The sequence below is a fragment of the Mesorhizobium sp. Mes31 genome (assembly GCF_024519675.1).
Classification (GTDB): domain Bacteria; phylum Pseudomonadota; class Alphaproteobacteria; order Rhizobiales; family Rhizobiaceae; genus Mesorhizobium.
Map to the genome: position 1 here is coordinate 122997 of NZ_JALJRL010000011.1, position 13149 is coordinate 136145.

At 64.0% G+C, this 13149-nt stretch carries 13 protein-coding genes; 5 read left to right on the top strand and 8 right to left on the bottom strand.

Annotated elements, in window-relative coordinates; translation table 11 throughout:
- Positions 1-99: 99 nt before the first annotated feature.
- Entirely contained in the window at positions 100-1074 is a 975-nt protein-coding gene (gene gcvA / locus NR193_RS19760) for a transcriptional regulator GcvA (protein ID WP_256752458.1), read from the bottom strand.
- Positions 1075-1284: 210 nt separating this feature from the next.
- On the opposite strand from gcvA, the gene speB reads away from it, so the two are divergent.
- From speB to NR193_RS19785, 5 genes are all read left to right on the top strand, one after another.
- Positions 1285-2346 (top strand): agmatinase, encoded by a 1062-nt coding sequence (gene speB / locus NR193_RS19765; RefSeq protein ID WP_256752459.1) that lies wholly within the window; start codon positions 1285-1287, stop codon positions 2344-2346.
- A gap of 82 nt (positions 2347-2428) precedes the next feature.
- The gene (locus tag NR193_RS19770; RefSeq protein ID WP_256752460.1) at positions 2429-3238 is read left to right on the top strand and encodes a transporter substrate-binding domain-containing protein; all 810 of its coding nucleotides are present in this window, start codon (positions 2429-2431) and stop codon (positions 3236-3238) included.
- Between the two features lie 6 nt (positions 3239-3244).
- Positions 3245-3901, top strand: a complete 657-nt coding sequence (locus tag NR193_RS19775) for an amino acid ABC transporter permease (RefSeq protein ID WP_256752461.1) — start codon at positions 3245-3247, stop codon at positions 3899-3901.
- Positions 3898-4545, top strand: coding sequence for an amino acid ABC transporter permease (locus NR193_RS19780; RefSeq protein ID WP_256752462.1), 648 nt, complete (start codon positions 3898-3900; stop codon positions 4543-4545). The genes NR193_RS19775 and NR193_RS19780 overlap by 4 nt, the downstream gene beginning before the upstream one ends.
- Positions 4546-4659: 114 nt before the next feature.
- The gene (locus NR193_RS19785) at positions 4660-5169 is read left to right on the top strand and encodes a pyridoxamine 5'-phosphate oxidase family protein (RefSeq protein WP_256752463.1); all 510 of its coding nucleotides are present in this window, start codon (positions 4660-4662) and stop codon (positions 5167-5169) included.
- 30 nt (positions 5170-5199) lie between these two features.
- Here the strand turns inward: NR193_RS19785 and NR193_RS19790 are convergent, their stop codons facing one another.
- From NR193_RS19790 to NR193_RS19820, 7 genes are all read right to left on the bottom strand, one after another.
- Positions 5200-5382: a hypothetical protein gene (locus NR193_RS19790; RefSeq protein ID WP_256752464.1), complete on the bottom strand. Its 183-nt coding sequence runs from the start codon at positions 5380-5382 to the stop codon at positions 5200-5202.
- A 460-nt stretch (positions 5383-5842) separates the two neighbouring features.
- Positions 5843-7246 (bottom strand): MATE family efflux transporter, encoded by a 1404-nt coding sequence (locus NR193_RS19795; protein ID WP_256752465.1) that lies wholly within the window; start codon positions 7244-7246, stop codon positions 5843-5845.
- A 168-nt stretch (positions 7247-7414) separates the two neighbouring features.
- The gene (locus tag NR193_RS19800; protein WP_256752466.1) at positions 7415-9001 is read right to left on the bottom strand and encodes an FGGY-family carbohydrate kinase; all 1587 of its coding nucleotides are present in this window, start codon (positions 8999-9001) and stop codon (positions 7415-7417) included.
- Entirely contained in the window at positions 8998-9681 is a 684-nt protein-coding gene (locus tag NR193_RS19805) for an HAD family hydrolase (protein ID WP_256752467.1), read from the bottom strand. The genes NR193_RS19800 and NR193_RS19805 overlap by 4 nt, the downstream gene beginning before the upstream one ends.
- A gap of 14 nt (positions 9682-9695) precedes the next feature.
- Positions 9696-11174: a mannitol dehydrogenase family protein gene (locus NR193_RS19810; RefSeq protein ID WP_256752468.1), complete on the bottom strand. Its 1479-nt coding sequence runs from the start codon at positions 11172-11174 to the stop codon at positions 9696-9698.
- 163 nt (positions 11175-11337) lie between these two features.
- Positions 11338-12108, bottom strand: a complete 771-nt coding sequence (locus tag NR193_RS19815) for an L-iditol 2-dehydrogenase (RefSeq protein WP_256752563.1) — start codon at positions 12106-12108, stop codon at positions 11338-11340.
- 2 nt (positions 12109-12110) lie between these two features.
- Positions 12111-13109 carry an ABC transporter ATP-binding protein gene (locus tag NR193_RS19820; RefSeq protein WP_091583998.1) on the bottom strand — a complete coding sequence of 333 codons (999 nt, stop codon included), beginning with the start codon at positions 13107-13109 and terminating at the stop codon, positions 12111-12113.
- Between the last annotated feature and the right edge of the window lie 40 nt (positions 13110-13149).

A 13149-nucleotide genomic window follows, 5' to 3' on the forward strand; every position in this document is an offset into this window, starting at 1 on the left:
CCTGATGTCCATGTCAGGGCGCCTTCGCGGGCTTTTCGCAACAATCCGATGAATTTGTATCTGGCCCGTGACGGTCGTGGCCTCGCACCGGTCGTCGGATCAGGATGTTGCCTTGCCGCCGATCACCTTGAGTGTCGGGCGCTTGCGCCGGGTGACGATGCGGCCCGCCACCGGCGCGTCGGCGCGGCCGTCATCCTGCGCCTTCTCGGCAAACAGCCAGTCGATGAACACCTGCACGATCGGCGTCGATCGCATCTCGTTGCGGCAGACGACGTAGAAATCGTCGACCGCCGGCACCGACAGGCTGAACGGCGCGACCAGCATGCCTCTGGCCAGCATCGCGCTCGCCGTCACCGAATCGCCGAGCGCCACGCCATGGCCGTGGACCGCGGCTTCGGTCGCCATGCGGGCATCGCCCAGGTGATGGCGGCGGCCGCGCTCCAGATCCAGGGCATCGGCGGCTGCCAGCCAGGTGTGCCACTCTCGGCCATCGTCGCCATGCAGGAAGACATGGTCGGCGAGATCGCGCACGCTGCGGATCGGGCGGTTGTTGATCAATGTCGGGCTGACCACGGGAAACAGTTCGAGGCCCGACCATTTGCGCATCCAGCAATCGGCCCAGCTGCCGTCGCCATAGTGCACGCAGACATCGATATCCGGCGCCCTTATATCCTTGGGATCGTTGGAGGGATTAAGCGTCAGCTGGATGTCGGGATATTGCGCGGTGAAGCTGCCCAGCCGCGGCGTCATCCAAAGCAACAGCAGCGCCGGCACGCAGGACACCGACAGCGCGCCGCTGCTCGCCGGCCTTGTCAGCCGCTGGGTGGCTGCCGCGATGCCGTCGAAGGCGGTCGATACGGCCGGCAAGAGTTCGGCGCCATGCGGGGTCAGCTTGACCCTCTGGCCGACACGCTCGAACAGCTTGACGCCGAGCGATTGCTCCAGCGCCTTGATCTGGTGGCTGATGGCGCCGTGGGTGACATTCAGCTCGCTCGCCGCCTTGGTCAGCGAGCCATGGCGGGCCGTTGCCTCGAAGGCGCGCAACGGATTGAGGGGCGGCAGGCGCTTGGCCATCTGGCTCTCGGTAGTCTGTGAGTTTTTCTCACAGAAAACACCCTAACAATATCAATTGATTTTTCAAAGGGGCTGCCCGACACTTTGCCCCGGGAACAGCATCAAGACGTCAGGTCAACAGGCGGCCGGCGCAACCAGGGCGGAATCCGAACGGGTCGAGCCACGCGTCGCCGAAGACCAGAACGCTCCAGTCAAGCAGGGAGAACCGGCATGGGTTACGATCGCGGCAAGCTCGACGCGTTGCGTCGCAAATATGGCGAGAGCCATGGCGGCGAGATGTTCGACCCGAAATTCCGCAAGGTCGCCGACAAGATCTTTTCCAAGTCCGGCACAAGGCTGGCGCCCTATTCCGGCATCCCGACCTTCCTCGCCGCGCCTTATCGCGAAATCGCGGCCGAGAACCCGGATTTCGGCGATCTGCAGGTGGCGATGATCGGCGTGCCGATGGATCTCGGCGTCACCAATCGGCCGGGCTCGCGTTTCGGGCCGAGGGCGCTGCGCGCCATCGAGCGCATCGGCCCCTACAACCATGTGCTGGAATGCGCCCCGACCCACGAGCTCAGGGTCGCCGATATTGGGGACACGCCGTTCCGCAGCCGCTACCGGCTGGAGATCAGCCACGAGGATATCGAGCGCCGCACCAACCAGATCGTCGATGCCGGCGTCATTCCGCTTTCGGTTGGCGGCGACCATTCGATCACCCATCCGATCCTCAAGGCCGTCGGCAAGAAGGCCCCGGTCGGCCTGATCCACATCGATGCCCATTGCGACACCAGCGGCCTGTTCGATATGACCAAGTTCCATCATGGCGGGCCATTCCGCAACGCGGTGCTGGACGGCGTGCTCGACCCGACGCGCACCATCCAGATCGGCATCCGCGGCTCGGCCGAATATCTGTGGGAGTTCACCTACGAGTCCGGCATGACCGTGGTCCATGCCGAGGAGGTCACCGGCCTCGGCATTCCCGCCATCATCGAGAAGGCGCGCAAGATCGTCGGCGACGGCCCGACCTATGTCTCCTTCGACATCGACAGTGTCGACCCGGCCTTCGCGCCCGGCACCGGCACGCCGGAAGTCGGCGGACTGACGACGCGGGAAGTGCTGGAGCTGCTGCGCGGCATGAAGGGCCTCAACATCGTCGGCGGCGACGTCGTCGAGGTGGCGCCGCAATACGACGCCACCACAAACACGGCGCATGCCGCGGCACAGGTGCTGTTCGAGATCCTGAGCCTGATGGTGTTCAGCCCGGCTGTCACCGGCAAGGCAGCCTGATCCCGACAAAGCAAAGGGCGGCCGCCGCGCTGGAGCCGGCGACCGCCTCAAACAGACAAAGCTTCCAGACAGGGGAATAACAATGACAATCCGCACGACACTCAAATCAACCATCGCCGCCGTCTTGGTGCTGGGCGTCGCCGGTCTCGGCTTCGCCACACAGGCCGCCAACGCCGACGCACTGGCCGACATCACCAAGGCCGGCACCATCAATGTCGGCGTCTTCGCTGATTTTCCGCCCTTCTCCTCGGCCAGCGCCGACATGAGCCTCAAGGGCTACGACATGGACGTCGCGCAGTACATTGCCGACACGCTCAAGGTGAAGCTCAACCCCGTCGCCGTCACCGGCCAGAACCGCATCCCTTATCTGAACGACCACCGCGTCGACATCCTGATGAGTGTCGGCTATTCGAAGGAACGTGAACAGGTCATCGACTTCGCCGCCGCTTACGCACCCTACTACATCGCGGTGATCGGTCCGGCGGCCCTGACGGTCAAAGGCAAGGAAGACCTTGCCGGCAAGTCGATCGCCGTCAATCGCGGCACCCTCGAGGACACCTCGCTCACCGAAGCCGCACCCGCCTCGACCGACATCAAGCGCTTCGACAACTACAATTCGGTGATCCAGGCCTTCATCTCCGGCCAGACCCAGCTGATGGTCGTCGGCAACGATGTCGGCGCCCAGGTGCTGGCAAAGCAGGATCAGCTCAAGCCGGAGCAGAAATTCCAGCTTCTGACCTCGCCCTCGCATATCGGTCTCAACAAGAACGAGGACAGCCTGAAGAAGGCGGTCAACGACGCCATCGCCAAGATGCTGGCCGACGGCAAGCTCGACGAAAGCTCGAAAGCCTGGCTGAAGACGCCGCTCAATCCCGACAACCTCAAGGATTGAATTTCCGTGGCCTTTGCCTGGCTTCCAGGTGCTGCCGGCGACATCGCGCGCGGGGCGGCCACGACGATCCTGTTGATCGCCGTGACCACGCTGGCCGGAACGTTCCTCAGCATCCTGGGCGCGGCGGGACGCCGAAACGGTCCGGTGCTGCTCAAACGGGCGATCGCCATCTATGTCGAGATTGTCCGCAACACGCCGTTCCTGGTGCAGCTGTTCTTCATCTTCTTCGGGCTGCCCAGCCTCGGTATCAGGCTCGACCCGATGCTGGCCGCCATGCTGGCGATGACGCTCAACATGGCGGCCTACACCATCGAGATCGTTGGCGCCGGGCTTGACGCCGTCCCTGTCGGGCAGACGGAAGCAGCCCTGTCGCTTGGGCTGCGGCCACGCCAGGTGTTCATCAAGATCGTGCTGCCGCAGGCGCTCAAGGTGATCTTTCCGGCGCTCACCAGCCAAATCGTCATCATGATGCTGGAATCCGCCGTCGTGTCGCAGATCGCGGTGCGGGAGCTGACCTACGAGGCGGATATGCTGCAGGCGCGCACCTTTCGCTCCTTCGAGACCTATCTTGTCGTGACGATGGTCTATCTCGTCCTGTCGATGGCCTTGCGCCGGCTGCTGGTTTCCGGCGGGCGCCGCGTGCTGGGGGCTGGCGTGTCATGATCGAATTCACCTTCTGGGACATCGTTCGCAACCTGCTGCTCGCCGCCCGCTGGACGGTGCTGTTGTCGCTGGCCGCCTTCATCGGCGGCGGCATCGTCGGCATGATCGTGTTGTTCTTCAGGATCGCCAAGAACAGATGGAGCCGGCGCCTCGCCTCCGGCTATATCGCGCTGTTCCAGGGAACGCCGCTGCTGATGCAGCTCTTCCTGATGTTCTTCGGCCTGCCCATGCTCGGCCTGCGCATCGAACCATGGACCGCGGCGGTGCTCGGCCTCACCTTCTTCGCCAGCGCCTATCTGGCCGAAATCTGGCGCTCCGGCGTCGACGCACTGCCGCGCGGCCAGTGGGACGCAGGCGCCAGCCTCGGTCTGCACTATCTGCAGGAGCTCAGGCTGATCATCCTGCCGCAGGCCTTTTCGATCACCCGCGCGCCGACCGTCGGCTTCCTGGTGCAGCTGATCAAATCGACGGCGCTGACCTCGATCATCGGCTTCGAGGAGCTGGTGCGGACCTCCAACGCCATCAACAACGCCACCTTCGAGCCGTTCAAGGTCTATGGCCTGGTGGCGCTGATCTTCTTCGCCATGTGCTTTCCCCTGACGCAATACGCCCGTTCGCTCGAGAAGCGGGCATCGGCGCACTGAGCCGAAGGCATGTTGTGTCGACCCGCGGCCTCGGGGAGATTTGCTGGACTCACGGTGGAACGTCGCTGCGTTACGCAAGTTTTAAGCGATCGCATTCACCCTGGAGGACATGTTATGGCCAAGCGTCGAGAGCAAGAGACAGAGCTGACACCCACCGAGGCGACGGACCGCATCTGGGAACTCGCCAAGCAAATCGACGTCTGCATGTTCGTGACCTGGGACGGCGAATACAATCGCGCTCGACCGCTCTCCGCGCGCGTCTCGCGTGAAGAAAGCGCCATCTACTTCCTCGTCAATGATGACAGCGCCAAGAACAAGCAGCTGTCGGCCTATCCGAAAGTGACATTGGCCTGGAGCGACAGCAGCCACTACAAATACGTCACCATTTCCGGTCCCGCCGCTGTGACCAATGACAGGAAGAAAATTGCCGAGCTTTGGGAGAAAACCGACGCGGCTTGGTGGGACAATGCCGACGATCCCGAGATCCGTTTGATAACGGTCAAGCCGGACGAAGGCGAATTGTGGGACAGCCCTGGACTGGTCGTTGCAACGGCAAAGATGGCGTTGGCGGCCCTCACCGGCTCCAAGCCGGATGTGGGCGACAACGCCAAGGTCGATCTCTGACGACCGCCCGACAAGTGATCGTTGAACTTTTCACGCGCTCTTCTTGCGTTCCGCCACTTCGACGCCAAGCCGGAACGCCTGGCCATCCGCATAGGAGCGTGCGTGACTTTCAGCCTCGAATGGGACTGTCAGCGTGTTGCCGTAGGCGGTAACGCGGACGGTCCATTTCTTGTCGCGAATGATTTCGACGGCGTGCTGCTCGGGCGATTCCATGATTTCCTCCACCATCACCAAGTGAGAGGGCGCAAAAATAGCGTCGTAAAGTCGTTTGAATGCGAACAATCCCACACAGCCGTGTCGCAATGTTTTGAATCGACCGCGCGTGTCCATAGGGCCCTTGAGCAACTTGGTTTCCTGCCCGAGCCGCTCTGACTCGCTGGAAGTCGTTAGGGGTGAACCCCATCCGGCCGTGGACCTATGTGCCGCGTGCCTTCCGGAAGCGGTCTCTCTCGTCGGTGCCCCGCGAGAGAGCGGAGAGATTGCAGGGGCCACTACTCGTGCTCATCCGGTTTGGTACTTGCTTGCAGTGCTTCGAGCGTTTCGCGCCCTTGCCCGGCTCCCCACAGAAATGCGTCCGCGTCCAGCCCGTGCACTCGACTTCAATCTCACACCGAATGCAGGGATTTCGAGGTCCACAGCCGGACATGGCGACTGCTTGGCAATCGGCGTCCGGTCAATGCCCAAACACCAACGGCGGCGCGATCCGATCGCGCCGCAGCCAGCGCACCAGAAGCAGGGCCGCCACCACGGCCAGCCCCGACGACAGGCCGATCCAGATGCCGACGCCATGCAGGCCGAAATGGAAGGCGAGCAGCACGCCGAGCGGCAGGCCGACGCCCCAATAGCCGATCGCGGCGTAGATCATCGGCACCTTGGTGTCGTGCAGGCCGCGCAGCATGCCGGCGGCAACCGCCTGCGCGCCGTCGAAGACCTGGAACAGCGCGGCGAAGGCCAGGAACGACACGGCAAGCGCGATCACCCTGGCATTGGCCGGGTTGCTGAGATCGATGAAGGCGCTGATCAGGAGATGCGGCCACAGGATCATCACCAGCCCCATCAGCGCCATGAACGAGACACCGATGACGAAGGCGGTCCAGCCAGCGCGGGAAACGCCTTCCGGATTGCCGGCGCCGTGGGCAAGACCGACGCGCACCGTCACCGCCTGGTTGAGGCCGAGCGGCACCATGAAGCTGATCGAGGCGATCTGGATGGCGATCGCGTGCGCGGCCAGCGAATCCGCGTCGATCAAGCCCATCAGCAGCGCCGCCGCATTGAAGATCGTCACCTCGAAGGCGAGGATGCCGGCAATCGGCAGGCCGAGCCGCAACAGGCCCTTGAAGCGCGGCCAGTCAGCGCGCCAGAAACGCCCGAACAGATGGTAGCGGCGGAATTTCCTCTCCAGCATCACCACGACGGCCATGCCGGCGAACATCAGCGTGCTGGACAGCGTGGTGGCAAGGCCTGAGCCGGCAATGCCCATCGGTTCGACGCCGAGATTGCCGAACATGAACACCCAGTTGAAGAAGACGTTGCAGGCAACGGCGACGAAGACGATGACCAGCGCCCAGCCCGGCCGCTCCAGTGCCGAGATGAACGAGCGCAGCACGATATAGCCGTAGAACGGCAGCACCGCCCATTCGAGGTAGCGCAGATAGATGCCGGCCTGACGCGCCAGCGCCGGTTCCTGGCCCATGGCCAGCAGAATGGCCTCGCCATGCCAAAGCACGATCCAGATCGGGATGCAGATAAGGATCGCCAGCCACAGGCCCTGGCGCACCGTGCGGCGCAGGTCGCGCACCGAATGACGGCGGCGTCCGAGTTCGGTGGCGATCATCGGCGAGGTCGCCAGCATCAGGCCAAGCCCGAAGATCAGCGGCATGAAATAGAGGTTGGCGCCAAGCGCGCCGCTGGCCAGCGTATCCGGCCCCAACCGACCCATCATCATGACGTCGGTGGCCGTCATCGCGGTCTGGCCGAGATTGGTCAGCACCATTGGCCAGGCGAGCGCCAGCGTCGCCCTGATTTCCTGACGCCAAAGATTTTCCGGCGCGCGAGCACCGGCTTCGATCGCAGACATTTTCCGCTCTTTCCAGGTACGGCACGTCGGCAAGGAGCCGGAAGCCGCATGTCAAACGGCAAAACCTTCGGTTTCGCAGCGTTTGCGTCAGCTTTTGGACGAAACGCGACATGAAGGCAAGAGAGGAGGGAGCGAGAACAGATTAAGCCAGGGATTGGCTTCCGCGCTCTACCGGATCGCGTCCAGCACCTGCCGCTGCCGGTGCATCTCGAGGAAAATCCGGTAATCGCGGTCGAAGCGCCCGGTTGCCGTGGGGTTGGACGCGCGCCTCTTGCCGCCCTGCTGCATGGCAAGGCAGGCAGCGTTGAGGTCGGGAAAAAGCCCGGCCGCGGTGGCCGCCACCATGCCAGTGCCGAGCAGCACCGCCTCGTCGGCCAGCGGCTCGATCACCGTGCAACCGGTGGCGTCGGCATAGAGCTCCATCAAAAGCGGGTTCTTGGTGTGGCCGCCGGTGACATGAAGCGTGTCGATCAGGTAGCCGTTCTCGTTCAGCGCCTCCAGCACATGGCGCACGCCGAGCGCGATGCCGACGGCGGTGCGCCAGTAGAGCTTGCACAGGCTGTCGAAGGAGGAATCCAGCGTCAGCCCGCTGACGACGCCGACGGCGTGCGGATCGGCAAGCGGCGAGCGGTTGCCGTGGAAGTCCGGCAGCACATGCAGCCTTGCAGCCAGGCTTTCGCCCTCGATGGTGCGCAGTTCGGCGACACGCCGGGCGATTTTGGCATGCATGGCGGCGTCTGGCTCGCCGCCGGCGCCGTGCCAGCGGATGATGTGGTCGAGCAGGGCGCCTGTCGCCGACTGGCCGCCTTCCGACAGCCACAGCTTGGGCAGCGCCGCGCCGTAATAGGGACCCCAGACGCCGGCGAATGGCTGCGGGTCGGGCGACATCGCCATGACACAGGAGGATGTTCCGGCGATCAGCGCCAGATGGCGGCCGATGTTCTGTTCGTCACCGGCAAAGCCGCCGAGCACGCCAAGCGCGCCGGCATAGGCATCGATGACGCCGGCGCCGACCCGGCACTTTTCCGTCAGGCCAAGCTCCGCCGCCGCCTGCTCGGTCAATTGGCCGATATCGGCGCCGACCGCACTGGCTCTCTCCGGCAAATTGCCGTGCTCAAAAAGATCATCGAGGCCGACGATCTCGAAGAAATCGCGCCGCCAGCCGCTCTCTTCATGCGCCAGATAGGTCCATTTGGCGGTCAGCGTGCATTGCGAGCGGGCCAGCGAGCCTGTCGCTTGCCAGGTCAGGAAATCGGTCAGGTCAAATAGATAGCCGGCTTCATTCCAGGTCTTCGGTAGATGTCGTTTCAGCCACATCAGCTTCGGCGTCGCCATTTCCGGCGACATGACGCCACCGACATAATCAAGCACGGCGTGGCCGCTTGTCGTGCATTCGTCGGCCTCGGCTATGGCGCGATGGTCGAGCCAGACGATGGTGTCCCAGCGCTTGTCGCCGCTGACCGAGACGCTGAGCTGGTCGCCTTGCCGGCCACGCACCACCAGCGAACAGGTGGCGTCGAACGAGATGCCGACAATATCTTCGGCGGCGACGCCGGCTTTTTGGCGCGCGGCGCGTACGGCGGTGCAGACTGCCGACCAGATATCGCGCGAATCATGTTCGGCGTGATCGGCCTTTGGCTGGTTCTTGGCGATGGGCCGCTCGGCGCGTCCGAGCAAGCTGCCAGTGGTGTCGAGAATGCCCGCGCGGGCGCTCCCGGTGCCGACATCGACCGCGCAGACAAATTGTTTCGTCAAGATGCTTTAACTCTCGCTCCCAGGCCTGCAATCAGATCGGGCAATTGCAGCATGTCAGCAAATATAAAGTCCGGTTCACTCGACGCAAGCCGCGCTTTCAAGGTGGGGTTGCCGGCATGCGAGCCGCCGGTGAAGGCAAGGACGCGCATGCCTGCCGCCCGCGCCGCGGCGATGCCGGCGGGGCTGTCCTCGACGACGACGCAGTTGCGCGGCTGGGCTCGCATGCTGGCGGCGGCATGCAGGAACAAGTCCGGCGCGGGCTTTCCCTTGGCCACCATGCCGGCGCTGAACAGATGTGGCTCCATCAGCCCAAGCAATCCGGTGACGTCGAGCGCATAGCGGATACGGTCGAGCGTGCCCGAGGACGCGACGCAGAACGGCAGCCCGAGCTTCGGCAGCATCTCCGTGACGCCGGGGATCGGCTTCAGCTCCTCGCGGAACCTGCGCATCAATTCGACGCGCATCTCGGTCAGGTGCCTGTCGGTGATGTCGAGCCCGAAGTCGCGGCCTAGGATCTCGCGGACGGTTTTCATGCTCTTGCCGAGGAAATGCTCGTAGGCGGTGTCCTCACTGACGCTGCCACCGGCAAGTTCGATCATGCCAATCAGCGCCGAGACGGAGAGCGCTTCGCTGTCGACCAGAACGCCGTCGCAGTCGAAGATGACCAGTTCAGGCGCCATGGTTTCGGGTGGTCTCAGAGCTTGCCGGCGAGGTAGCGCGTCAGCGTGGCCCGCGCGCCATCCGCCCACAATACATCGAGGGCATGAGCGAACGCCTCGACGAACGGTGCGGCGCGGCCGACATCGCCATAGATGTCCTCCATGGCAAGCCAGGCGGCAGGCGCTTCCCTGGCCGCCTTTGCCGTCACCTGCAGCCGGTCCCAGCTCGGATCGTTGGGCTCGATGACGGCGCCGCTATCCGTCGTGCCGAAGCAGTAGCGGCACCACAGCGCTGATTCCAGCGCCAGGCCGGCGACGCTTTTCCCCGCCTTCAGGCGGTCGGCGATGGTCGGGATGATGAATTTCGGCTGGCGGTTGGAGCCGTCGAGGCAGAGACGGCGCACCGTGTCGCCGATCTTGGGATTGGAGAAGCGGCTCTCGATGAGCTGGTAGTACTCTTCCAGAACCGTGTCCGGCACCGGCGGCACCGTCGGAATGATCTCTTCCCGTTCGAGTTTGGCCAGGAAGCCGGCGACCAGAGGCTCCTGCATCGCCTCATGGACGAAATGGATGTCCATCAAGCCGGCCGGATAGGCAATGGCGGCATGGCCGCCATTGAGGATGCGGATCTTCATCAACTCATAGGGTGCGACGTCCCTGACGAACTGCACGCCGACTTTTTCCAATGGCGGACGGCCATCGGTGAAATGGTCTTCCAGCACCCATTGCCGGAACGGCTCGCAGAACACCGGCCAGTTGTCCTCGACGCCAAAGTCCCTGGCCAGGATGCCGCGCTCGCGGTCGGTGGTGGCCGGGGTGATGCGATCGACCATGCCGTTCGGAAAGGCAACATGGTCGCTGACCCAGTTCGCCAGATCCTCGTCGATCAGGCGCGCCAGGCCGATGACGCCGTCGGAGGTGACATGGCCATTGTGGGGGATGTTGTCGCAGGACATCACTGTGAACGGCACGATGCCGTCATCGCGGCGGCGTACCAGTCCGGCAAGGATGATGCCGAACACGGTCTTCGGCGTGGCGCCTGGCTGCGCGTCGGCGGCGATATCGGGATGGGTCGGGTTGAACACGCCGGAGGCCGGATCGATGAAGTAGCCGCCCTCGGTGATGGTCAGCGAAACGATCCTGATCGCCGGGTCGGCAAGCCGTTCGATGATGCCGGCCGCGTCGCCCGGCGTCAGGAAGTCGATCATCGCGCCGGTGACGCGGGCACTCATATGGCCACTATCCTGCTCGACCACCGTGGTCAGCCAGTCCTGCTCTTCCAGTTTGGCCCGGCCGATCTTCTCGCCCTCGAACACGCCGGCGCCGACCAGCGCCCAGTCGTGGCCGATGCCCGAATTGAACAGGTCGTCGAGATAGACGGCCTGGTGCGAGCGATGGAAATTGCCGACTCCGAAATGCACGATGCCGGCCTTGAGCGCCGCGCGGTCATATTTCGGACCGGCGACCTTGGCGGGCAGCTTGGAGAGATTTGAAGACGAGAGTTTCACGGTCATCTGTTTTACCCTTTGGCCGGGCTGCGGCCTTCGTTACTCCCTCTCCCCGTCTTTCACGGGGGAGAGGTAGGGGCGGTGCAATCTTCCGAGGTCGATGCTGCCCGCCCCTGATGTCGGCCTCTTCTCCGCGCGGAGGAACGAGGAGAAGAGGCTGTCCCCGCCCTCAACTCATCCACTGGCCGCCATCGACATTGTAGGTCTGAGCGACGATGTAGTCGGCGTCACTGCTGGCGAGAAAGACCGCCATGCCGGTAAGGTCATGGGCCGTGCCCATGCGGCCATAGGGCACGGCGTCACCGACCAGCTTCTTCTTCTCGCCCTTCGGCCGGTTTTCGTACTTGGCGAACAGCGAATCAACGTGATCCCAATGCTCGCCATCGACCACGCCGGGGGCAATCGCGTTGACGTTGATGCGGTGCTTGATCAGGTCGAGCCCCGCCGACTGGGTCAGCGAGATGACGGCGGCCTTGGTGGCGCAATAGACGCCGACCAGTGCCTCGCCGCGCCGTCCGGCCTGGCTCGCCATGTTGATGATCCTGCCGCCCTTGCCTCGCGCGATCATCGAGCGGGCGGCGGCCTGCAGCATGAACAGCGTGCCGGCGACATTGACGGAGAACAGCCTGTCGTAGCTCGCCCTGGTGATCTCGACGATCGGCGCCAGATCGAACAGGGCGGCGTTGTTGATCAGGATATCGAGGCCGCCGGTCTTCGCCTCGACGGCTTTCACCGCCGCCTCGATCGAGGCAAGGTCGGTCACGTCGAGCTTGACCGCATAGGCCTTGACGCCGATCTCGGCGACTGTCTTCTGCGCAGCCTCCAGATTGATGTCGGCAATGGCGACGGTGGCGCCTTCGCCGATATAGGCTTCCGCGAAAGCCCTGCCGATGCCACGGGCGGAGCCCGTGATCAGCGCCGATTTGCCGGCCAGTCGCATGGTCACATCGCCTTTCCGTCGGCGCCGAAACGATGCAGCTTGGCCTTGTCGGGCGTCAGATAGATGGTGTCGCCGTGATGCACGGCCAGCTCGCCGTCGGCGCGCACCGTCAGCGGACCGACGCCATCGGCCTGGACGTGCAGGAAGGTGTCGGATCCCAGATGCTCGGCAACGCCGACGGTCGCTTTCCATTCGCCAGCGGTGGTCGAGATCTCCATGTGCTCGGGACGGATGCCGATCGTCTTGGCGCCGTATTTGGCCGCCGGCGCGCCTTCGATGAGGTTCATCTTCGGCGAGCCGATGAAGCCGGCCACGAACAGGTTCTTCGGTGTCTTGTAGAGTTCCATCGGCGAGCCGACCTGCTCGATGTTGCCGGCGTTCAGCACGACGATCTTGTCGGCCATGGTCATGGCTTCGACCTGGTCGTGGGTGACGTAGATCATGGTGGTCTTGAGCTGGTGGTGCAGCTCGCTGATCTCCAGCCGCATCGTGCCGCGCAAGGCGGCGTCGAGGTTGGACAGCGGTTCGTCGAACAGGAAGGCCGAGGGCTGGCGCACGATGGCGCGGCCGATGGCGACGCGCTGGCGCTGGCCGCCGGAGAGCTGGCCGGGCCGGCGTTCGAGATAGTTGGTGAGGTTCAGCACGCGCGCCGCGTCCTTCACCTTCCTGTCGATGGTGGCCTGGTCCTCGCCCGCCATCTTCAGCGGGAAGGCGATGTTCTTGGCCACCGTCATGTGCGGGTAGAGCGCGTAGGACTGGAACACCATGGCGAGCTTGCGCTTGGCCGGCGCTTCGCCGGTGACATCACGGCCGTCGATGTTGATGGTGCCGCCGCTGGTGTCCTCCAGCCCGGCGATCAGGCGCAGCAGCGTTGACTTGCCGCAACCCGACGGGCCCACGAAGACGACGAACTCGCCATTCTCGATCACCAGGTCGAGGCCGGGGATGATGGACGTCGCCCCGAAGGACTTGGAGACGTTCTTGAGCGTGATGTTTCCCATGGTTTCCTCCCCGAGGGGTTATTTTTCGTCGTTTGCTTCA

Excerpts from the sequence above, each read along its gene's own strand:
- gcvA (WP_256752458.1), bottom strand. The coding sequence starts at position 1,074 with ATGGCCAAGCGCCTGCCGCCCCTCAATCCGTTGCGCGCCTTCGAGGCA.
- speB (WP_256752459.1), top strand. The coding sequence starts at position 1,285 with ATGGGTTACGATCGCGGCAAGCTCGACGCGTTGCGTCGCAAATATGGC.
- NR193_RS19770 (WP_256752460.1), top strand. The coding sequence starts at position 2,429 with ATGACAATCCGCACGACACTCAAATCAACCATCGCCGCCGTCTTGGTG.
- NR193_RS19780 (WP_256752462.1), top strand. The coding sequence starts at position 3,898 with ATGATCGAATTCACCTTCTGGGACATCGTTCGCAACCTGCTGCTCGCC.
- NR193_RS19785 (WP_256752463.1), top strand. The coding sequence starts at position 4,660 with ATGGCCAAGCGTCGAGAGCAAGAGACAGAGCTGACACCCACCGAGGCG.
- NR193_RS19790 (WP_256752464.1), bottom strand. The coding sequence starts at position 5,382 with ATGGAATCGCCCGAGCAGCACGCCGTCGAAATCATTCGCGACAAGAAA.
- NR193_RS19795 (WP_256752465.1), bottom strand. The coding sequence starts at position 7,246 with ATGTCTGCGATCGAAGCCGGTGCTCGCGCGCCGGAAAATCTTTGGCGT.
- NR193_RS19805 (WP_256752467.1), bottom strand. The coding sequence starts at position 9,681 with ATGGCGCCTGAACTGGTCATCTTCGACTGCGACGGCGTTCTGGTCGAC.
- NR193_RS19810 (WP_256752468.1), bottom strand. The coding sequence starts at position 11,174 with ATGACCGTGAAACTCTCGTCTTCAAATCTCTCCAAGCTGCCCGCCAAG.
- NR193_RS19815 (WP_256752563.1), bottom strand. The coding sequence starts at position 12,108 with ATGCGACTGGCCGGCAAATCGGCGCTGATCACGGGCTCCGCCCGTGGC.
- NR193_RS19820 (WP_091583998.1), bottom strand. The coding sequence starts at position 13,109 with ATGGGAAACATCACGCTCAAGAACGTCTCCAAGTCCTTCGGGGCGACG.